The organism is Collimonas sp. (assembly GCF_035566375.1).
Lineage (GTDB): Bacteria > Pseudomonadota > Gammaproteobacteria > Burkholderiales > Burkholderiaceae_D > Collimonas.
In genome coordinates, this window is record NZ_DATMRK010000048.1 from 1 (window position 1) to 21,222 (window position 21,222).

16 protein-coding genes and 2 pseudogenes are annotated in these 21,222 nt (G+C 56.2%); 6 read left to right on the plus strand and 12 right to left on the minus strand.

Translation table 11 applies throughout. The features are described 5' to 3' along the window. From VNZ60_RS16130 to VNZ60_RS16145, 4 genes and pseudogenes are all read left to right on the plus strand, one after another. Positions 1-1,372: pseudogene (locus VNZ60_RS16130) on the plus strand (hypothetical protein); the annotation flags it as partial. Between the two features lie 12 nt (positions 1,373-1,384). Next, positions 1,385-1,666, plus strand: coding sequence for a hypothetical protein (locus VNZ60_RS16135; protein ID WP_325660859.1), 282 nt, complete (start codon positions 1,385-1,387; stop codon positions 1,664-1,666). Positions 1,667-1,685: 19 nt separating this feature from the next. Further along, positions 1,686-2,588, plus strand: coding sequence for a hypothetical protein (locus VNZ60_RS16140; RefSeq protein WP_325660861.1), 903 nt, complete (start codon positions 1,686-1,688; stop codon positions 2,586-2,588). 197 nt (positions 2,589-2,785) lie between these two features. Then, a complete protein-coding gene (locus VNZ60_RS16145; protein ID WP_325660862.1) occupies positions 2,786-3,112 on the plus strand; it encodes a hypothetical protein in 327 nt (108 codons plus the stop codon). A 423-nt stretch (positions 3,113-3,535) separates the two neighbouring features. On the opposite strand, the gene VNZ60_RS16150 is transcribed toward VNZ60_RS16145, so the two are convergent. Further along, on the minus strand, positions 3,536-3,742 hold the full coding sequence (locus VNZ60_RS16150; RefSeq protein ID WP_325660864.1) for a SymE family type I addiction module toxin: 207 nt from the start codon (positions 3,740-3,742) through the stop codon (positions 3,536-3,538). Between the two features lie 529 nt (positions 3,743-4,271). On the opposite strand from VNZ60_RS16150, the pseudogene VNZ60_RS16155 reads away from it, so the two are divergent. After that, positions 4,272-4,508, plus strand: a pseudogene (locus VNZ60_RS16155) (helix-turn-helix domain-containing protein). A gap of 42 nt (positions 4,509-4,550) precedes the next feature. On the opposite strand, the gene VNZ60_RS16160 reads toward VNZ60_RS16155, so the two are convergent. From VNZ60_RS16160 to VNZ60_RS16180, 5 genes are all read right to left on the minus strand, one after another. Next, positions 4,551-5,900, minus strand: a complete 1,350-nt coding sequence (locus VNZ60_RS16160; RefSeq protein WP_325660865.1) for a sensor histidine kinase — start codon at positions 5,898-5,900, stop codon at positions 4,551-4,553. Beyond that, the gene (locus tag VNZ60_RS16165; RefSeq protein WP_325660867.1) at positions 5,890-6,576 is read right to left on the minus strand and encodes a response regulator transcription factor; all 687 of its coding nucleotides are present in this window, start codon (positions 6,574-6,576) and stop codon (positions 5,890-5,892) included. The genes VNZ60_RS16160 and VNZ60_RS16165 overlap by 11 nt, the downstream gene beginning before the upstream one ends. Before the next feature lie 14 nt (positions 6,577-6,590). Then, entirely contained in the window at positions 6,591-7,382 is a 792-nt protein-coding gene (locus VNZ60_RS16170) for a MipA/OmpV family protein (RefSeq protein ID WP_325660869.1), read from the minus strand. 118 nt (positions 7,383-7,500) lie between these two features. Further along, entirely contained in the window at positions 7,501-10,584 is a 3,084-nt protein-coding gene (locus tag VNZ60_RS16175) for an efflux RND transporter permease subunit (RefSeq protein WP_325660870.1), read from the minus strand. A gap of 25 nt (positions 10,585-10,609) precedes the next feature. After that, positions 10,610-11,794, minus strand: coding sequence for an efflux RND transporter periplasmic adaptor subunit (locus VNZ60_RS16180; protein WP_325660872.1), 1,185 nt, complete (start codon positions 11,792-11,794; stop codon positions 10,610-10,612). 384 nt (positions 11,795-12,178) lie between these two features. On the opposite strand from VNZ60_RS16180, the gene VNZ60_RS16185 reads away from it, so the two are divergent. Further along, positions 12,179-13,303, plus strand: a complete 1,125-nt coding sequence (locus VNZ60_RS16185; protein ID WP_325660874.1) for a hypothetical protein — start codon at positions 12,179-12,181, stop codon at positions 13,301-13,303. A 121-nt stretch (positions 13,304-13,424) separates the two neighbouring features. Here VNZ60_RS16185 and VNZ60_RS16190 read toward each other — a convergent pair whose 3' ends face one another. The 6 genes from VNZ60_RS16190 to VNZ60_RS16215 all read right to left on the minus strand — a co-directional run bounded on the left by VNZ60_RS16190 (position 13,425) and on the right by VNZ60_RS16215 (position 21,020). Further along, positions 13,425-14,201: an SDR family oxidoreductase gene (locus VNZ60_RS16190; RefSeq protein WP_325660876.1), complete on the minus strand. Its 777-nt coding sequence runs from the start codon at positions 14,199-14,201 to the stop codon at positions 13,425-13,427. A gap of 61 nt (positions 14,202-14,262) precedes the next feature. Further along, positions 14,263-15,411 carry a galactonate dehydratase gene (gene dgoD, locus VNZ60_RS16195; protein ID WP_325660877.1) on the minus strand — a complete coding sequence of 383 codons (1,149 nt, stop codon included), beginning with the start codon at positions 15,409-15,411 and terminating at the stop codon, positions 14,263-14,265. Between the two features lie 476 nt (positions 15,412-15,887). Then, positions 15,888-16,940: a porin gene (locus tag VNZ60_RS16200; protein WP_325660918.1), complete on the minus strand. Its 1,053-nt coding sequence runs from the start codon at positions 16,938-16,940 to the stop codon at positions 15,888-15,890. 198 nt (positions 16,941-17,138) lie between these two features. After that, positions 17,139-19,307 (minus strand): alpha-galactosidase, encoded by a 2,169-nt coding sequence (locus VNZ60_RS16205; protein ID WP_325660879.1) that lies wholly within the window; start codon positions 19,305-19,307, stop codon positions 17,139-17,141. Between the two features lie 15 nt (positions 19,308-19,322). After that, positions 19,323-20,174 (minus strand): carbohydrate ABC transporter permease, encoded by an 852-nt coding sequence (locus VNZ60_RS16210; RefSeq protein WP_325660881.1) that lies wholly within the window; start codon positions 20,172-20,174, stop codon positions 19,323-19,325. Continuing rightward, positions 20,175-21,020 carry a carbohydrate ABC transporter permease gene (locus VNZ60_RS16215; RefSeq protein ID WP_414648864.1) on the minus strand — a complete coding sequence of 282 codons (846 nt, stop codon included), beginning with the start codon at positions 21,018-21,020 and terminating at the stop codon, positions 20,175-20,177. Positions 21,021-21,222: the final 202 nt, after the last annotated feature.

The following is a 21,222-nucleotide window of genomic DNA, read 5'->3' on the forward strand; positions in this document are numbered from 1 at the left end:
CGGTCTCGACAGCGGCAACGCCAGCAGCACCAGCCAGAGCGGGATTAGCGGCATTGCGGGTAATACCAGTGTCCGTACCGGCGACAAGGAAACCGGGATTGGTAAAATCTTCGACCAGGACAAAGTGCAAAAGGATATCGATGCACAAACCCAGATCACGCTAGCCTTCAGCCAGCAAGCACCGAAAGCAGTCGCCACCTTTGCGGGTGGACGGGCAAGCGATCTGCGCGATCAGGCGAAGAACGAACCCGATCTTGATAAACGGGCCGAGCTGATGGCCGACGCCAGGAAATGGGATGAAGGCGGCGTGTATCGGATCGCCTTGCATACCGCCACTGGGGCCTTGAGTGGCGGCGTTGCAGGAGCATTGGGGGCCGGTGCAACGGCCAGCGCGGCTCCACTACTCACCGACTTGCAAAACAATGTCCGTGACGGCTTGATTAACGCTGGGGTTGATCCGACTACTGCAATCCTCACGTCACAAACGATTGCGCTTGGGACTGCGGCAGGCATGGGGGCGTTGATGAGTGGGGGTAGCACGGCTGGTGCGGGGATGGGATTGGCCGTCGACGCTAACAATCGGCAGTTGCATCCGGATGAGAAGACTTGGATCAAGAATAATGCAGAGCGCTACGCAACGCAAAAGGGCATTTCCGTTGACGAGGCGCAGCAGAGGCTGACGGCGCAGGGGGATCGTCAGGTACAGAATGGTTCGCCGGGTGCATGGGATCAAGACGCCAGCGCATTTTTAAGTCAGGCACATGGCTTGTTGGCAGCCGATGGCGCTAGCGGGCCGGGCTATATGTTCTATGCGACGCCGGAGCAAAAGGCTAATCCGGCTATGTATGCGGGATTCGGGGGGACGAATACCCCTTCGGCCAGCAACATCGCCGCCGCGATGAACCGTGATCAGGCAATCCGGCAGGATGTAAGTGACGCCACCCTTGGCGCTGCTGGGATTGCAGGCGCAATTGCGGGTGCTGGCCCGTTGAGTGCGGGGGCGATGGATGCCTATGCAGCTTATAAGGCTGCGGCGGCTGGGTATTCTCAGGGGGCGGCTTTGGGAACGGGAATGGCGGTTGGTGGAGCGTCTTATACAGGCTCAGCTATATATGCAGGAATGCGTAGCGATCAAGATTTCTATACCGCCTTTAACCAACACTTCTCCTATTCCGGCCTAGCTGCTGCAACGACTATAGGTGGTTTAACTGGGATGTATGGTACTGCCATGTTCGGTTGGGCGGGCATCCCTAATTCCATTAAAAACGTAGCGACACTACCGGGATTTATAATCCGCTTTAACAGCGGCGTATTTGGCAAAGCTGCTGGCAGTGCGACACAAGGCGCCATTAATTCGTCTGCTAATCAATAATCGGGAGGCATAATGTTTGACGGCTTTTGGTCTGGCATATTTGGTGGTTTGTTCGGCCCTGCAATTTCGCAATGGTTGATCCGGTTTAAGTATTGGGTAATTTTCGTAGTGGCTACAGTAACAGTTCATGTCGCTTCTTTTATTCAAGATTGTTTAGAGTACGGTGTCACCGTTGCGTTTGAAAGGTCTATTAATTTGCTATCAAAACCTGCTGGAATTTTTGCACCAATAGCAATCGGTTTGCTAGCTGTCTTTGTAGCATTCGTAGGTTCATTGAGCAAACCTAAAAAATAAAAAGTAAGCGTCCGACTTGGTGAGTGCCAACAATCGACAGTTGCGTCCAACAGAAGAAACATGGATCAAAAATAATGCGGAGCGCTACGCAACACAAAAGGGAATTCACTATGATCAGGCGGTACAGGAATTGACTGCGCAGGGAGATCGTCAAGTACAGAATGGTTCGCCCGGCGCATGGGATCAAGACGCCAGTGCATTTTTAAGTCAAGCGAAAGGCATGCTTGCTGCCGATGGCGCTAGTGGGCCGGGTTATATGTTCTATGCGACACCAGATCAGAAGGCTAATCCGGCTATGTATGCTGGATTTGGTGGGACGAATACCCCATCAGCCGCAGACCTTGCGGCGGCCATCAATCGGGATCAGGTAATCCGGCAGGGAGTAAGTGACGCCACCCTTGGCGCCGCTGGGATTGCGGGCGCAATTGCGGGTGCTGGTCCGTTGAGTGCGGGGGCGATGGATGCCTATGCCGCTTACAAGGCTGCGGCGGCGGGATATTCGAGGGGCCTGGCTTTGGGGAGTGGGATGGCGATTGGCGGAGCGTCTTATACAGGAGGAGCTGCGGGTGGTGCGTTTTATGACAAAGTAATGAAGGGTCAAAGTGTTGCTGCAGGATTTGATCAACGCTTCTCCTATCCCGGACTAGGTGCAGCAATGGCAGTAGGTGGTTTAACCGGTATGTACAGCACGGCGATGTTTGGTTGGGCTGGGCTGGCGTACCAAATACCTTCAAAAATTGGGCGACACTGCCGGGATTTATTACCCGCATTAATAGTGGTGTGTTTGGCAAAGCCGCTGGTGGTGCAGTACAAGGCGCAGTTAAGCAGTCTAGCGATCATTAGTCGGAGGTTATTATGTTTGACGGTTTCTGGTCAGGGATATTTGGCGGCTTGTTCGGGCCGGCAATTGCGCAATGGTTAAGTCGTTTTAAATATTGGGTGATTTTTTAGTGACAATTTTATCGATATTCTTTGGAGTGCTAATTCTTGTGATCACAGAGAAAGGCTGGGAGTTTGCAATTGCCGTAGGATTAAAAAGAGCTCTGGAATTTTACAGCCTTCTGGCCATCGCTGGAATAGGCTTGCTAGCGGTCTTCGTCGCCTTCGTCGGTTCGTTGAGTGCTCCAAAAAAGCCAATCGAAGACGATAAAAACAATTCATGACTCTATTACTACAGCGGGAGTTATTGGTTCGGCTTATGGAGGTGTTATCGGTGGTATTTATGGACAAAACCTAGCCGCATGGTCAGGTCAAACAAGCTCTTTCATGCAGAATGCTACGCTTTGGGTAACGAAAACCGGAAGTATTTCTGGCGGAAAACAAGTCGGTACATCTTTTGGCAATGGAACAGCTTTAGGTGGATCAATCGATCCTTTATTTGATTCAGCAACAAATCCTTGGTGGGGAGCAAAAAACACTTGGAATTTAATGAAGGGCGAAAAATGAGTCTTGGATTTGGGATTGTAGCGATCTTATTGATTTCACTACTTGCGACATATCTCTTCTTCGGGCGAAAAGTAGAGAATTCATTTCGTAGTAAGTTTTTTTATTGGTTGAAGTCCACCATTTTGGTAGCTGTTTTTCTATTTCTTTGGTTTTGGTATAAAGAACCTGACGGATTTAGCTGGTTTTCTGTCTTGATGAGCTTAGGCCTATCAGGTTTATTTAATCTATGTCGCTCTCAAATTGGGGCTGGATTATAGTCGGCTGGTTGTACAGGTGCAGGTCACTGGTACTGCAAGAAACGCAGTTCTGGCCGTTGAATTTATTCTCTTCGCTTTTCTTTGAATAAATAAAACCCGCTCCCAACCCCAGGCATTGCGCGGGGTTAGGAACGGTCTTTTTTAGCTGCAGATGTCAGTGACGCTCCTAATCACTGGTAATCATCAAACACCCAGTCATGACCCTGACACGTACGGTGGCATTGGGGCTGAAGTCGGTCTGTGCCACTCCGCTGCCGTGCAGGCGTATCCAGAGTGTTTCGGGATTGTCGTCCTGATAGAAAGATACTGTGAGCCGTTGTGCTGCGTTTACTGTTGATGTGTTGCTGTCTCGCGTATCATTGCGCTTAGCCATACTTAACTCCTGGTAAGTTACTTGTGGTTAGCGGGTCTTGGATGTTCGTAGCATCCCTGGCCCGCGCTTCTTCTCATGCCTGCCGATCTTGCACGGACTCGTAAAATACGATTGCCGCTTACTATTTCAACTGCTGACTTGCGATCCTTTCTGTTGGTTGAAAGATGACTGGATATCGGTACAGTATAGAAGCACAGGATAGAAAGACCAGCGCATCTCGGCAGATTTAAGACAAAGGACTATTTATATCCTGCATCCGAGAATGAAGGACTAGGCCGCCTCGCCTTCGATCCGCAGAAAGCGCAAAAGCGTCTGGACGACGGTTTTTAAGAACAGAAACTGATCAACGACCAGATTGACGTCGTCCCCAAAAACATGGGTAGTTTTAAATTAGAGTAAGGTTGCTTTTTGCTCCCCTTCTTATTCGACAAGCTGCCAATCAATTTCTTAAATAAACTTCGAGAGGAAATTCATCGTGGATAAAGAACTGGATCAATTTCAATCCGACTTACTCAAATCGGTAAGTGACATGAAGGCAGGCAAAGCTGCGCGCTCGACAACCGTTGCGGTTTCCCCTATTGCCAAGGCACGCACGCAGTCCGGTTAGTCGCAATCGCAATTCGCTGCACTCATGGGCGTATCGGTCCGGACATTACAGGAATGGGAGCAAGGCCGCCGCGCCCCATCCGGGGCCGCGCGGACATTATTGAATATTGCAATACGCCATCCGGAAGTACTTATTGAAGAATCCCGGCGAGTTGCGTAATTTTTATTGTGACAATTGACCGTTTCGAAAACCGCCGCGCAGTCAAGCAAAGGCAACCATGAATTCGGCTCCTGGCTGCCGGTCTTGATTAACGATCAACTGCCATCCGTGAGCAAGCGCAATCTCCTTACAGATCGACAATCCTAAACCGGCGCCTTCGTCGCGCCGACTCGCGCCGCGCCAGAAACGCTTGAATAACATGGGCATCTCCTCCGGCGTAATTCCCCGTCCGCGATCTCGCACCGAGATCAGGTCGGCAGCAACGGTGATCACTACTTCGCTGCCGCGGGGAGAATGATGCAAAGCGTTTTCCAATAGATTTTTCACCAATACAAACAACCCAGCCCCATCTGCATCAAGCAGGATTTTTTGCTTTGGCAAGGCGAGATGCACCGAGACGCCAAGCCGTTCGGCAAGCCGCGTCAAATGTTCGGCTACGTCCTGGATCACTGCCGTCGCGTTCATTTCTTCAAACAGGAAATTCTTCCGATCGCTCACTTCTGCCAAATGCAATAGCTGGTGTACCTGGCGCGCCATGCGGTCGACATCCTTCAACAACAAATCGCGATCGGCCAGTCCATCGAGTTCTATTTGCCCTCTGATCAATGCCAGCGGAGTCTTCAGTTCATGCGCTACCGTGGCGAGGAATTCCTGCTGCGTCCGATAACCAAGTTCCAGCCGGTCCAGCGCTTTATTAAATGCATCCATCAGCGGCACAAGTTCCTTAGGCATGTCCGCCGTGGACAAGCGCGCATCCAGGTTATTCGATTCAATCCGGCTTGCCGCTTCCGATACATTGCGCAGCGGCCGCAGCGCCCGATTGAAGGTAATCCAGACAACGATGGTAAATACCAGCATGGCAATCAGTACTGCAGCGATGATGGCAGCTCTGAAGTTTGCGCTGTCATTGCTGAGCAGCGCGGCCTGTAATCGCTCGCTGCGCGCTATCTGAATATAAAAATTTTGCCTTTCGTGCGCGACACGCTTGGTAAATACGTGCAGCGTGGCGCCAGCGCGAACGAGCGTGAAATCGGCAATGCCAGAATCATCAGGAGCGAAACGAGTGTTGAGCGGGAGCAATGGTGTCTTGGCGCCATCGGAAGACGTCAGCAGCGCTCCTTGCCGATCCAATACACAGTAAATCGCATCCGATTTCAAGGCGTCGTAGATATATTGGTTGCGCGCAGACAGCACAACGCCCGCAAACCTTCCAGCAGAGTCGAAACGCATGCCAGTTACCAGGTGCTCGGCATTGCTGCGCAACTCTTGCCTGAGCAGCATTTGCGGCCCCCACTGCAGCACCGCGGCCAGAGCCGCGAAAACCACGGCGCTGATGATCAGCAGCGTGGCGGCGGTAGAGACGATTAACCTGGTCGCTAAGCTAGGCCGCATCTGGCGCCTCATGAAGGGCAAAGCCGTAGCCCCTGATGTTGGCAATCTCGACGCCAGAGTCGATTGCAAGCAGCTTGCGCCGCAGGCGATGCAAAGCTACGTCGAGCGCATTTGGCGTCACCGCATCGCCGATGCCCCAGGCGGCCATTTCGAGGGCGGTGCGGCGCACCGGCTGGCCGCCGGCGCGGACCAGGCTCAGCATTAGCTGTAGTTCGGAAGGTGCCAGCGATACCGTGTCGGCGCCGCTGCGCATGCAACTGGATTCGGGAAATACCTGTACGTCCAGATATTCGGGAACCAGGCTTTGCAACTGCGGTGGACGCCGCATCAAGGCGCGTATCCTGGCGACCAGCTCCTCCATCGAAAATGGCTTGGGCAGGTAGTCGTCGGCGCCGGCTTCCAATCCGGTGACACGATCGTGCAAGGCGTCGAGAGCGGTCAGCATCAGGCATGGCGCCAGTACGCCTTTGGCCCGCAGCCGGCGTAGTAAATCAAGGCCGTCGCCGTCTGGCAAGCCACGGTCGATCACCAGCACGGCGTAGGGAACATTGGCAAAGCCATCGGCTGCGTGGTCGATACGGCCATAGATATCGACTTCGATGCCCGCTGCCGCCAGCGCCACGCGAATCAGATGCGCCATGCGCTCATGATCTTCCAACAGACCGACTCGGTTCATGATTGATTCATCACTTAAAATTTGTACAAGTAACCCACCCGAGCGGTCAGTGCCGACGACTTGTCAACCAAGGGACTATCTTTGATCCCGGTGCCGCGCTGAAGATCGCCAACGTCGAGAAAGATCAATTGATTGGGCGTCAGAGCATAGTCCGCACGCACGCCAAACGCGATGTTGCTGGTCGATTTTCCAGTATAAGCTGCGCGGCCGGCGATGACTTCGTTTGGTTTGACGCCGTAGTAATAGCCCACATATTTGCTATCCATCCAGGTTGCGCTCAGATGCGGCGTCAGTTTAAACCTGCCCATCGCAAACCCATGTTCGATACCAAGCTGCACGGTATTACCCTTGGTGCTGCCGGCGGTGAGCCATTCCAACGATAACCTGGCGTAGGGGTTATCCCAGCTGGCGGTTGCGCCGCCCCAGATGCTCCCCTTGCGCTCATCCATGCCCCGCAACGTCGGTGAATCGCTGCTCTTGTAGCCGTCGCCCAAGGCATATTTGGCACGTAATGTAAAACTGAATTGGTCGACTGTCGCCAGTTTGAAATCGATGGTATTCCCGAAGAAATGAATCCAGCGGCTTTCATACAATACCAGCGGCAAGACCCTGGTGTGATTGCTGACTCCGCGGTAAGGCCTGCTTTCAGAACTGACGCCAACGCCCAGGCCCCATTGGCTGGCGTCGACCGGATGCGCTTCTTCCACAACTGCCGTTTCGGCGCAGCACAGAGTTGTCACGGCGCCAAGCGCCATGCCGATTGCGGCCGCGAGAGCCAGCCGGTAGGAAAATTTAAATTGGTGCATGTCGACTCCGCAAAATGATTGAATGAATAATCTGCTGCAGAGAAGCATGTTCGGCCATAAGCTCTTACCACTTACTTACTGAGACTTGCCGAGCCACTTTAAATTGGAAATATTCAGGTCAGATTGCTTCAGGCGGCGTCTCGGCACGCGTGCGGCGTAGTCGCTGCACCAGCCGGTCCATGTATAAATACACCACGGGCGTCGTGTACAAGGTTAACACTTGCGATAGCAGCAAGCCGCCAACCATGGCGATACCCAGCGGCCGCCGCAACTCCGATCCCGCGCCCGCGCCCAGCGCCAGCGGCAAGGCGCCCAGCAGCGCCACCATGGTGGTCATCATGATCGGCCGGAAGCGCAACAGGCAGGCGCGATAGATCGCCTCTTCCGGCGCCAGGCCGCCGGCTTCTTCAACGATGGCGACGTCAACCATCATGATCCCATTCTTTTTAACGATGCCGATCAGCAGCATGATACCGATCAGCGCCACCAGAGAGAAGTCGTAGTGCAGCAGTATCAGGGCCAGCAAACCGCCGATCCCGGCCGACGGCAGGGTCGACATGATGGTAATCGGGTGGATAGAGCTTTCGTACAGCATGCCGAGAACGATAAAGATTGCCAGCAACGCCGCCAGGATCAGGAAAGGCTGATTGGCCAGCGACTCTTGAAAAGCTTGCGCGCTGCCTGCAAAAATCGATGTCAGGCCGGCAGGTTTGGCAATCGAGCGCTCTTTCGCATTGATGGCGTCGATGGCGTCGCCAAGCGCTTGTCCTGGCGCCAGGTTGAACGACAAGGTTGCCGCCGGAAACTGGCCGTCATGGTTGACTGTCAGCGGCGCTGATGAGTGCTCGAACTTGCTGATAGCGCTCAGCAGCACCGGTACGCCGCTCTTCGACGGCACGTAGATACGCGCCAGCGCGCCTTCGTCGAGCTGGAAACGCGGATCGACTTCCAGGATCACCCGGTAGACATTGACCTGGGTGTAAAAACTCGCCACCTGGCGCTGGCCGAAAGCGTCATACAGCGTGTCGTCCACGGCCTGGGTGCTGACACCCAGGCGCGCCATCGCCTCTCTATCCAAGGCAATCTGCAAACGCGGCGCGGTCGGTTCGGTATCGCCCTCGACGTCGCGAATCTGCGGAACGGTGCGCAGCGCCGCCAGCATGCGCGGCGTCCATAGCTGCAGCTCCGCCAGGTTGGCGTCGCGCAGGGTGTACTGGAATTGCGTCTTGCTGACGCGCGCGCCAATCTGCAAATCCTGGCGGGCTTGCATATGCAGCGTGATTTCCGGGATATTCTTGACCCGTTTATTGATGCGATCGATGACTTCGTATACCGAGGCCTGGCGCTGTTCAAACGGCTTCAGGTCAATCAGCAAGCGGCCGACATTGAGCGAGGGATCGCCTTCGATCCAGAAATAAACGCTTTGGATATCTTGATCTTGCCGGACCAGCTGCGCCAGCGATTGCATCTGGCGCAACATCGCAGCGTAGGAGATATCCGGCGAGGCTTCGGTGACGCCGGCGATCAAGCCGTTATCCTGCTGCGGGAAAAAACCCTTGGGAATGTAGACATAGATGCCAAGCGTCACCACCAGCGTCGCCAGCATCACGCCTAAGGTTAGCCGCTGGTGCCGCAGCACCGCCCGCAGACCGCGAGCGTAGCCCTGGCGCATGCGCTCCAGAAAATGCTCGCAGCGCTGATGGAACCAGCCGCGGTGCACTCCCTGCACTGTCAGGAAGCGGGCGCACAGCACCGGCGTCAAGGTCAACGACACCACGCCGGAAATCAGGATGGCAATCGCGGCGGTGTCGGCAAATTCGCGGAACAGGCGGCCGACGACGCCGCCCATGAACAGCAGCGGTATGAATACCGCCACCAGGGAGATCGTCATTGAAAAAATCGTGAAGCCGATTTCACGCGATCCCGTGAACGCTGCTTGTTGGGGATCCATGCCCTCTTCCACATGCCGCAGAATATTTTCCAGCATCACGATCGCATCGTCCACCACAAAGCCGATGGAAATGGTGAGCGCCATCAGAGACACGTTGTCGAGCGTGTAGCCCAGCCCGTACATGGCCGCCATGGTGCCGAACAGCGACAGCGGAATGACGATCGCAGGAATCAAGGTTGCGCGCACGCTGCCGAGGAAAAGATAGACCACGAACACCACCAGCAGGCAAGTCAGGATGAGCGTGAATTGCACATCGCTGACGGATGAACGTATGGTTTGGGTGCGATCGCCCAGCAGCACCAGATGCAGCGAAGGCGGCAGATTGCGCTCAAGCGTGGGCAACACCTCTTTGATTTTGGCGACGGTGGCGTTAACGTTGAAGCCGATCTGCTTGTGCACATCGATCAATACCGCTTGATGCTGGCCTAGCCAGGCGCTTTGCTTGACATCTTCGACGCTGGTCAGCACGGTGCCGGCGTCGCGCACTTTGACCGTCGCACCGTTGCGCGAAGCCAGGGCAATCGCGCCATATTGCGCCGCATCGCTGAGCTGATCGTTGGTGTCCAGCGTGACGGACTGCCGGCTGCCGCTCAAGGTCCCTTTCGGGCCGTTGGCAGTCGCTTCGGTAATCCGCTGACGCACGTCTTCAAGCGTCAGGCCCATGGTCGCCACCCGGTTCGGATCCATTTGAATCCGCACCGCGGGTTTCTGGCGGCCGTGATAATCGATCGCGCCTACCCCGCGCACGCGCGCGATCTCAGGCGTCAGGAAATTCTCGACATAGTCGTCGACCTGGCCGATCGGCATGTTGTCGGCATACACGGCAATCGTCATCAGCAAGGCGTCCGAGGGATTCTTTTTCTCGAAGGTCGGCGGGTGCGGCAGATTCTTGGGCAGATCACCCAGCGCTGCATTAATCGCGCTTTGCACGTCCAGCGCCGCGGCATCCACGCTGCGCGCCAGATCGAACTGCACGCTGATCGAACTGGCGCCGAGCGAGCTGGTCGAAGTCAGGGAAGTGACGCCGGGCAGGATCGCCAGCGCTCGCTCTAGCGGCGAAGTAATCGAGGATGCAACGGTTTCCGCGCTGGCGCCGGGCAAATCGGTATTCACCGAAATCGTCGGGATATCGACTTGAGGCACGCCGGCAATCGGCAATTGCGTGTAACTGGCGACGCCGATGAACATCAGCCCGAGCATCAGCAAGAATGTCGCTACCGGGCGCCGGATAAACCATGCGGAAAGGTTCAAGATCTCAGTCCAGATTAGTGTTTGTTTATTTCAGATTTGATCGCTCAGATTTGATCGACGACACCGTAGTCGCAGCGTCCTTGACTTCAACTCGCGCGCCCGCCTGGAGCTGGAACTGTCCCTCCACCACGACCCGTTCGCCGCCAGCGAGTCCAGCCAGAATCACAGTGCGGCTATCCGCTACCGGGCCGACCGTCACCTCTCTTGGTTCAGCCACATTTTTGGACGTCACCACATACACAAAAGGATGTTGCGCTCCGGTCTGGATCGCGGTGGAGGGAACCGATACTGCATCCGGCAGTTCGTTCAACACTACACGTACCGCTGTGAACGCGCCTGGCCACAGATTTTCCCGCGCATTCTTGAAGATCGCCTTGCAGCGGATGGTGCCGGTAGCGGCGTCGATCTGGCTCTCGATAAGAGTAAGTTCTCCTTCGTCCAGCACAGCTTTGCCGTCTTCCGCCAAGGCCATCACGCGCAGGGCTTGGCGCTGGTGCTGGTTCTCCTGCTGCTGGCGCAGAACCGGCAGCAACACCTGAGGCAGCGAGAAGACCACGGCAATCGGCTGGATCTGGCTCACCACCACCAGGCCATTCGTATCGTTAGCGTGCACCAGATTGCCGGCGTCTACCAGCCTGGCGCCAAGACGCCCATCGATAGGGGTGCGGATGGTGGTGTAGCCCAGTTGCAGCTGCGCCATGTCGATTTGCGCCTGATCGCCGCTGAGGGTGGCGCGCTGTTGTTCGAGCAAGGCGCGGGTGGTGTCGAGAATTTGCCTGGTGCCGGAATCGCGCTGCTCCAGGAATTCGTAGCGTTCCAGGTCATGTTTGGTGTTGGCGAATTGGGCGCTGTCTTTCTGCTTCTGGGCCTGGGCCGCGCGCAGTTGCACTTCAAAAGGCTGGCGGTCGAGTTCGATCAGAACCTCCCCGCGTTTGACGTTACTGCCTTCCTGGAACAGCACTTTGTTGATTTGCGCATCAACCCGCGCATGCACTAGCACAGTATTCAGCGCCTGGACGGTGGCCGCGCTGTCCAGATAACTGCGCACGTTTTTGCGCTCTGCCAGCACAACTTTGACCGGCACCGCTTTTTCCGCGTCGGCGGTTTTCTTGCCGCTCTGGCCAAACACACCCAATTGAGTGCCAACGATGTACAAACCTGCTACCGCGGCTACTACGCCGGCCAGCCACCATGATTTTGCCGATTTCATGCTTTATCTTTTTAATCCAGGAGATGGGCGCGTATTCACCGCGTATTCAGCGCGGACAGAGTCAAAGCGAGTCAAAACGAGTCGAAGCGGCATCAAAACCATTTGTACGAAAGGAATATTTTCAACCCAGGTACACATGCACAACTCTGCGCGATTGCGAATCTATCAGTCAATACTTAGCCAGAACTTAGCCCAAACTTAGGCTCTGACCTCTGTTGCTGCGCGGCTGCACGCAAGCACCCATTGTAATGATCCAGTCACAAAACAAGCCGATATTTCTGCGTACCAACAAGGCCGCATAAACGCTGCGACGATGTCGCAGCGCATAGCCCCCGGGATAGGAAAACCGTCAACTCTCGATTGTTATCGGAAAGTCAAAACAAGATGAAGATCCTGCAAATAAACTCTCTTCTCATCATCGCAGCCAGCTTGTCGCTGGCGGCCTGCGGCGGTAGCAGCGGAGATAGCTCGCTGGCGCCGGTAACCACGCCGGCTCAGCCGCCAGTGGCCAATACCGCAACCGCAAACGGTTACTCGCTTTCTGTATTTGCCAAAGCTCCCAACGCCACCAGCAAGCCGGATTCGATTATCCGATTCGGCGGCAGCGTCTACATTGCCTATCAAAATGCAGGCGAGGTCAAGGATGGATCGGTTCCGGGCATTAGCAACGCTATCGTTCAATATGATTTGAAGGGCAACCCGATCAAGACGTATACGGCGCCAGGCCACGTTGACGGCTTATTGGGGCGCAAGGACACGAATGCTTTGTGGGCATTGGCTAACGAAGACGGCAACCCTCTGTTAACCATTATCGATCTGGCGTCCGGAGCCCAGAAAACGTATTCTGCAACGGTCAATCCGACCGCGCATGGCGGCGGCTTCGACGACATGCAACTCATCAACGGCGTGGTCTACGTGAGCGCCTCCGCCCCTGCCACCCCAGGTACACCGGCGCCAACCGTAGTGGCGCTTACCCTGAATCCAAACGGCACTACGTTTGACGTCGCTCCGGTGCTGGCAGGTAACGCCATGGCAACCGACATTACGCCATCGGTTGGCGGCGCCACCAATCCCAATTACGGCAAGCTGGTGCCATTAGTTCTCAGCGATCCGGATTCGATGGAGACCGACCCATCGGGCAATCTTGTGCTGGATAGCCAAAGCGACGGCAAACTGGTTTTCATCAGCAATCCCGGCCCGGCGCAAACGGTCAGCGTATTGTCGTTGACGCTGTATAACGACAAGGACGGCCCGACCGAACCGGTCGACGACACCCGCTTCGTTCCTGCCGCCGGCACCAACGGCAATACCTTCATGCTGTTCACCGATGCCTCAAATACGACTTATCGGGTGGACGCGCCGTTTAAACAAGGCGATGCGTATAGCGCCGGCCAGGGTCAAGTCATGCAGCTGGATAAAACCACCGGTCATCTGACGCCGGTGGTTGCCGGCATAGGCGTGGCGTCGGCGCTTCAGGATCCGCATGGGATTGCGTTTGTTACACCTTGATCACACCTCGATCACACCGTAACCTCGATCATCGATCTGGGATTGCTGTTCACTTCAATGCCAGATCGAGTTTCAGACGGCGGCGCGTGCTACGGCAATCAGTCGTGAATTAGTCGTGAATCTAGTCGTGATACAGAACCGATCGCCCGCCATCGATGACGATGGTGCTGGCGTTGATGAATGGCGCCTCATCAGACGCGAGAAAAACCGCCGTCATTCCGACCTCCTCCGGACGCCCAATGCGCTTGGGTGGCAGAAGATCGCAGGTGGCTTGCCTGGCCGCAACCGGGTCGGCGAAGCTGTTCCAGTATTCGATATTCAGGCGCGTTTCAATATAGCCCGGTGCAATCGCGTTGACGCGCACGCCGCGTGCCGCATACTCCAGCGCCAGCGCCCGGGTCAGGCCTATCACGCCGTGCTTGGCCACCGGATACGGAAAGCAACCGGGAATGATGGAAAAGGAATGAGTCGAGGCCATATTGATAATGCTGCCGCCGCCACCGTCAAGCATAGCCGGCAATACGGCCTGACAACAATGCCATACTCCGTCCAGATCGACCGACATGCACAACTTCCAGTCATCCAGTGTGGTTTTTAGCGGCTCTCGGAAAACGTTGATACCCGCGTTGTTGACCAATACATCGACGCCTCCAAATTGCGCCAGTGTCGCTGCCACCATGCTCTGAACCGATGCGATCTGCGTCACATCGGTGCCAACAAACAGCGCGCGTGCGCCTTGTGCTACGAGTTCACGCGCCTTGGCTGCGCCCAAGGCCTCATCCAGCTCGGCAATCACCAGGCTGGCGCCTTCCCTGGCAAAGCAGTCAGCTACTGCCGCACCAATGCCTTGACCGCCACCGGTCACGATGCAAATCTTTCCTTGAAGTCGATGAGTCATGTTGTTTCAGTTCATGTGTGCGTTAGCGTTAGCGAAGATGTCGAAAATTCAAGCAGGATCTCTACCATTCAGCGAAGCTGCCATCCTTGTGACGCCAGATCGGATTGCGCCAGCGGTGGCCGATAGCGGCGCGTTCCTTTACATACTCTTCATTGATTTCGATGCCTAGCCCCGGCCCCTGTGGGATGGTCACATAGCCCTTATCGTAGGCAAATACCTCGGGATGCTTCACGTAGTCGAGCAAATCGTTGCTCTCGTTGTAATGGATGCCCAGGCTCTGCTCCTGGATGAAAGCGTTGTACGACACCGCGTCCACCTGCAGGCAAGCAGCGAGGGCAATCGGACCGAGCGGGCAATGCAACGCCACCGCCACATCGTAGGCTTCTGCCATAGTAGCGATCTTGCGGGTTTCAGTGATGCCGCCGGCGTGGGAAACATCGGGCTGGATGATGTCGACATAACCTTCGCTCAGGATGCGTTTGAAGTCCCAGCGCGAATACAGCCGCTCGCCCAGTGCGATCGGCGTGCTGGTCAGCGGCGCCAGCTCTTTCAGCGCTTCGTAGTTTTCACTGAGCACCGGTTCTTCGATGAACATCAGCTTGTACGGTTCCAGCTCCTTGATCAGGATCTTCGCCATCGGCTTGTGCACCCGGCCGTGAAAGTCGACGCCGATGCCGATATGCGGCCCGACTGCGTCGCGCACTGCGGCGACGTTGGCCAGCGTCGCTTCCACCTTTTCATAGGAATCGACGAATTGCAGTTCTTCGGTGCCGTTCATCTTCACTGCGGTAAAGCCGCGCGCCACCGCATCTCTGGCTGCTGCGGCGGTATCGGCCGGGCGATCGCCGCCGATCCAGGAATAGACGCGGATGCTGTCGCGCACCGGGCCGCCCAGCAACTGGCTGACCGAGACGCCGAGCGCCTTGCCTTTGATATCCCACAGCGCCTGGTCGATACCGGCCAAGGCACTCATGTGAATCGCGCCGCCGCGATAAAAGCCGCCGCGGTACAGCACGGTCCAATGGTCTTCGATATGGCGCGGATCCTTGCCGATCAGGTAGTCGGACAACTCCTCGACGGCGGCAACCACGCTATGCACGCGGCCCTCGACGACCGGTTCGCCCCAACCGACCACGCCTTCGTCGGTTTCTATTTTCAGAAAACACCAACGCGGCGGTACGATGTAAGTGGTCAGCTTGGTGATTTTCATTGTTGCGTTCTCCTTAATGGAAACGTCGGGAAACGTCGGGAAACGTCGGCTCAGCGCCGCGTCAATTCTGCGTGAATTTGATCTTCATAAAAAAAGAGGCAATAGCGGCATCACTGTAACTATTGCCTCAAGCCACGGAGATCCGGCAAGATCGGCGAGACGAGCAATATTTATTGAGAGTTTCATGAAACATGACAATGCGCTTGCCAGATTGCGCTTAACAAGCGCAGCTAACTGGGGTCAGAGTGAACTTTCTGCGCGCCTTTTGCAGAAACTTCACTCTGACCCCACTTAGCAGGCCACGGAGTACTGCCTCATCGTTAAAAAGAACAAAGCCGCGGTGTGCGCTCTGTCTCTCTCCGAATCCGTCATGTGGGGTCAGAGTCAAGTTTCGCGATGAAGCACTGCGAAAGTTGACTCTGACCCCAGATGACTCATGCCGTGGCGATGTCATGAATTATGAAGCTCTCACTAACTCAGAACGAATGGCTGACGCCGATGTAGCTGGCGTTCTGGCCATGTCCCGGCAGGGGGTTGTCGTACTCGGTAGCGAAATCGGCGTTGCCCTTGTTGCGCACGGTGCCGACGGCGGCATACAGCAAGGTCCGTTTCGACAGGTTGTAGTTAGCGCCGAGCACGAACAGACTGGCGCTGCCGGCGTCGTGGTTGAGCTTGCTATGGTAGGCGGCGCCGATCAAGGTCAACGCCGGTGTCACCGCATAATTGACGCCCAGCCAGTAGTGATTGAGTTTGTCGGCAGCGCTAGCGGCGACGGTATCCGGTGCCGAGAGATTTTCGTAACCGGCAAACAGCTTCAGTTTGTCGAGCGTGTAAGTGCCGCCCACAATCAAATCCTTGGAAGCGCTGTAGAGGTCCGTATAACGCCCGTTGTTGTCGCGAATCACGTCGTAAATCGCGCGCAACTCCAGGCCGCCGGTGGTGTAGACCAAAGAAATACCGTCCTTGCGGCCATTTTTGGTGGAGCCGGCCTGTTCGCCCAAGCTGGTTTGCACAGTGGCGTTAAAACCGCTCCATGTCGGGGTCTGGTATTCGATGACGTTGTTAGCCCCCGGCCAGTTGCGACCATTGACCAGGCTGGCGGTGCTCATGAATTGCTGGCCAGTGGGATCGATATACCAGACGTCATTGACGATGAACAGGTTCTTGCCGAACTTGATCGAACCGAGGCCGCCGTTCAAGCCGACGTAGGAACGGCGATTGAACAAGGCGCTGCCGTTGGTGGTGCCCTTGGTAGCGTCAAAGCCGGATTCCAGCAGGAAGAATGCGCTAAGTCCGCTACCCAGATCTTCCGTGCCCTTGAAACCGATCATGCTGGTGCCCCATTGGTTGCCGGACGCCGCCAGCTTGCTGCCGGTCTTGCCGGTCAGGTTGCCGTTGGCGTCTTTCAGGGCGACGTTGGTTTGATAATCGATACCAGCGTCGACCCGGCCATAAATGGTGACGTTGTTCTGCGCTTGCGCCTGGCTGCAAACGGCGCCAATCAGCATGGCGGCTGCCGTTGCCTGCATACACTGCAATTTGATCTTCTTCTGTTTCACGTTAAGTCCCCTTTTTGGTTTAATTTTGCGCGACCTGTCCCCTCTCCGATTTTCCTGGAGATAAAATCGCACCTTCTTTCGAAGCCTTTCGAGCGCGAAACAGCTAGTAACCGATTGGCCGCCGCAAGTTACAAATGCCGGCTTCCCCGCTTACCGCCTGCGCCATCTCTATTCATTGCATCTTTGATCTGCCCGATCGCAGACGGTAATCCCTATGACAACGCCCGACTCCGGCGGCAACGGCGGCAGCGGCAAGCCGAAGTCGCGCAACGTTGCACCGGACAAGACTAGCTGGCCATCCGTCAAGGCCTGTAACAGCTCGGTCTGGCGCAAGTAGTGCGGTGCATGCGGCACGCAGAATGCGCGCAGACGGTAGTTACGGGCGGGATCAAGGCCTGCCAGACGTAGCGGCGCCGTATAACGCGTCACGTCTTCGCGCCGCCGATAGACAGCGCACAACACGGCACTCTGATCGGTAGCGCTAACCTGCAGCCAGGACAAGGCGCCAGCCGCCCCGCCTTGCCGCAAGCTGCCGCTATGCGCCAGATCGCGCCACTCTTTATAAAGAGAAATCCAGTAGCGCAGCTCGGTCTTTTCAGCGGCGTCCAATAGCCGCACATCCAGTTCTAGCCCGAGGTGGCCAAACATCGCCACCGCTGCGCGAAACGCCAGATCATGGCGGCGGCCCGTGGTGTGGGAAACTGCCGGCCCGATGTGGGCGCCCATCACCTCTGGCGGGAAGAAGCGCAAGAAACCGCGCTGGATATCGAGACGAGTCAGGGCATCATTGCAATCACTGGTCCAGACCCGGTGCGTGTGCGCCAGCATGCCGTAGTCGGCACGCCCGCCACCCGAAGCGCAACTTTCGATTTCGACTGCAGGGTGAGCGCGGCGCAGCTCGGCCAGCAAGCGATAAAGCGCCTCCGTCTGAAGGTGATACGCAGCGCGGCCATGATGCCCGGCGGTGGCAAGATCGCGGTTCATATCCCATTTCAAATACGCGATCGGATAGGCCTGCAGCAAACGGTTAAGTTTGTCGAAGATATATTCCGTCACCTGCGTATTTGCGAAGTCAAGCACCAGTTGATTGCGCCCGGTTAGCATCGGCCGCCCCGCCAGTTGCAGCACCCATTCCGGGTGGGCGCGAAACAGGTCGCTGTCGGGATTGACCATTTCCGGTTCAACCCACAAACCAAATTGCATGCCGAGCTTGCGCACATGATCGATGAGCGGCTTTAATCCTTGCGGATATTTACGCGCATCAGGCCACCAATCGCCGAGCCCGGCGCTATCGTTATTGCGATGCTGAAACCAGCCGTCATCCAGCACGAAACGCTCGACACCCACTTCAGCTCCGGCGCTGGCCAGCGCCTTCAGGCCATCCAGATCGTGATCGCAATACACCGCTTCCCAGGTGTTCAGATGCACCGGCCTGGGCGCCATGCGCTGCCCCGGCCAGCTCAGTATGCGTTGCCGCACGAAGCCGTGGAAATTAGCGCTGAGCCCATTCAGCCCTTGCCCGCTGAAAGAGAAGTAGGCCGTCGGTGTGCGATAGCGCTCACCGGGAGCCAGCAATATCTCGCCCGCCGCCAGCCACTCCCCTATCTGCAACTGACGCCGGCCATCGTTAAGCGGTTCGATCAGCACCGTATGGTTGCCGCTCCAGCCTAAATGAGCGCCAAGCGTCCAGCCTGAATCGTCCGCCAATCCGCTACCGATAATCACGCCGGGAAAGGAATCGTGAGAAGTGCGGCCACGTCGGCTGTCGCGACGCCAGGTGGCAATCCCGAGCGTCTCACGCACTTCCTGGAACTCCAGCGTCCAGCGCCCCGAAAATCCCAGCACCTGGTCTGCCTCTGGCGGCAACGGCACACAGGCGGCAGCCAGCCAGTCAAGCCGAAACGGCGTGGCGCCGCGATTTTCCAACTCCGTCCAAATGCTGACAACATCGGTATCTGGATCTAATGTGTAATTGATGCCAAGGCCAAGTTGCGCCGTTTTGTCACTCAAGCTGAGCTGAAGTGAATGCTGCCCTTGATCCACCTGATCCAAAACGAAACTCTGAGCCCAGTCAAGTTCGCCCAGGCTGCCTGGCCGGCTGCCGGCGAGCGCCGGCTGATTGAACCAGCCGAAGCCGTGAGTTGGCAGCACATTCAACGCCGGATCGTTATCCAATAGCGTGGGCGGATGCGGCCGCGCGTTCGCTGCCGGCCATGTGTCCGTACCGACATGGCTCCTGGGACCGAAGTGACGCCAGACAGGAGGCGCACCGATAACCGGCTCCAGCACCATGCTCAGATCGCGGCCACCCAAATGCAGAAATTGTGATTCAGTCATACATACTTCCTTCGTCTACCCTTTGGTTGCACCCATCGTCAAGCCGGCGATGAAGTGCTTTTGCATGAGAAAAAAGACCAGTACTGGCGGCAGTGCAGCGACAATCGAGCCGGCCGAAACCAGATTCCACTGTGCGACCCATTGGCCATTGAGGGATTTCAGTCCGGCCGTCACCGGCATTGCGTGGTCGCCCTGTATCAATACCGTCGCCCAGAAATAATCGTTCCACACGAAAGTAAAAATCAACACCGACACGGCGGCAATCGCCGGCCTCACCAAGGGCAGCACGATCCTCCAGAAAATCTGGAATTCGGAAGCCCCTTCAATGCGTGCCGCGTCAATCAGCTCGTAAGGCAGCTCGCGAATGAAATTACGCATGAAGAAGGTGCAAAAGCCGGCCTGGAAAGCGGTATGGAACAACACTAGGCCAAGTATCGAGTCATACAAGCCAAAGCGCAGGCTCAGATCGCGAACCGGCACCATCAGGATTTGAAATGGCACGAAATTGCCGCCGACGAACAGGAAGAACACCAGCAGATTCAAGCGGAAACGATAGATTCCCAAGGCGAATCCGGAAAGACAACTCAGCGCAACCGCGCCGATGACAACCGGTACCGTGATCAGGATGCTGTTGAAGATATAGCGCGCCAGCGGCGTGTTGCTGAACACCGCTAGATAGTTTTCGCTCATCTGCCATTGGCTCGGCAGTCCCCAATAATTTCCCATGCTGATATCGGCCGGGCCGCGCACCGAGGTCAGTGCAACGGCGACCAAGGGCAGCAGCCAAATCACCAGCGCCAGCACCAGGCACACGCGATACAGCCACTGCAACGGCTGGCTGGTTCGATCGATCGGTGTTGGAAACATTTAGCCATGCTCCTTTTCCTGTTTGTATATCCGCAGCAGCACCATGCTGATATAGACCAGCATGATCAGGAACAGCACTGTCGCAATAGCTGCGCCGTAACCCATGCGATAACCGTATTCGCTGAGCGCTTCTTCATACATGTAATAGGCAAGGACGCGAGACGAACCGTACGGGCCGCCCTGGGTCATGATGGAAATCATGTCGAAGCTGCGCAAGGCGCCGACGATGGTGACCACTACCGCAACGAAAGTGGCCGCGCGCAATTGCGGCAGGATGACCTTGATCAGCATCTGCCAGCCGCTGGCGCCTTCCAGCCGCGCCGCTTCAATCAGGTCGGCCCGCAAGTTGTTGAGGCCGGTCAGATAGAGGATCATGCAGTAGGCTATTTGCGGATACAGGCCGGCAGCTACAATGCCGTAGGTGACCAGCCGGTCGTCCGACAGCACCGCTACCGGCGAGATACCGAAAAAATGCAGGACGTGGAACAGCAAGCCGTTGCTGGGATCGTAGAACCAGCTGAACACCAGCCCGATGACCACCTGCGAAATCACAAACGGAAAGAAAAACAATGCTTTGACCAGGCGGATTCCGAACACGGCCTGGTTCAGAAACAATGCCATGCACAAGCCGATCGGGAGCGCCAGCATGAAGCCAAACAGCCAGATCAGATTGTTCTTTAACGAGATCCAGAAATCCGGGTCGTCATAAAGTTCGATGTAGTTATGCAGGCCTATATAGCGGGCCTTGCTCAAGCCATCCCAGGCATACAGGCTAAGAGAAACGGTTTGGAAAATCGGCGCAATCACATACACGGTAAACAGGATCAATGCCGGCGCCAGGAACATCCATGGCGCAATTGCGCGCTGGTGACGCTGCCAGAAAGAGAACCCGGTTGCTCGCACAGCTGCCGCCGCTACGGGGGGGCGTTGGGTTGCTGTCAACATAAAAATTTCCTAAGAACTTGCTCAAAAATGATTGCTTAACTATTGAGCGCTTCATAAAACATGACAATGCCCTTGCCCGGTTTGCGCTTAACAAACGCAGCTA

Coding starts and splice junctions, on each gene's coding strand:
- VNZ60_RS16135 (WP_325660859.1), top strand. CDS start 1,385: ATGTTTGACGGCTTTTGGTCTGGCATATTTGGTGGTTTGTTCGGCCCT.
- VNZ60_RS16150 (WP_325660864.1), bottom strand. CDS start 3,742: ATGGCTAAGCGCAATGATACGCGAGACAGCAACACATCAACAGTAAAC.
- VNZ60_RS16160 (WP_325660865.1), bottom strand. CDS start 5,900: ATGCGGCCTAGCTTAGCGACCAGGTTAATCGTCTCTACCGCCGCCACG.
- VNZ60_RS16165 (WP_325660867.1), bottom strand. CDS start 6,576: ATGAACCGAGTCGGTCTGTTGGAAGATCATGAGCGCATGGCGCATCTG.
- VNZ60_RS16170 (WP_325660869.1), bottom strand. CDS start 7,382: ATGCACCAATTTAAATTTTCCTACCGGCTGGCTCTCGCGGCCGCAATC.
- VNZ60_RS16180 (WP_325660872.1), bottom strand. CDS start 11,794: ATGAAATCGGCAAAATCATGGTGGCTGGCCGGCGTAGTAGCCGCGGTA.
- VNZ60_RS16185 (WP_325660874.1), top strand. CDS start 12,179: ATGAAGATCCTGCAAATAAACTCTCTTCTCATCATCGCAGCCAGCTTG.
- VNZ60_RS16190 (WP_325660876.1), bottom strand. CDS start 14,201: ATGACTCATCGACTTCAAGGAAAGATTTGCATCGTGACCGGTGGCGGT.
- dgoD (WP_325660877.1), bottom strand. CDS start 15,411: ATGAAAATCACCAAGCTGACCACTTACATCGTACCGCCGCGTTGGTGT.
- VNZ60_RS16200 (WP_325660918.1), bottom strand. CDS start 16,940: ATGCAGGCAACGGCAGCCGCCATGCTGATTGGCGCCGTTTGCAGCCAG.
- VNZ60_RS16205 (WP_325660879.1), bottom strand. CDS start 19,307: ATGACTGAATCACAATTTCTGCATTTGGGTGGCCGCGATCTGAGCATG.
- VNZ60_RS16210 (WP_325660881.1), bottom strand. CDS start 20,174: ATGTTTCCAACACCGATCGATCGAACCAGCCAGCCGTTGCAGTGGCTG.
- VNZ60_RS16215 (WP_414648864.1), bottom strand. CDS start 21,020: ATGTTCCTGGCGCCGGCATTGATCCTGTTTACCGTGTATGTGATTGCG.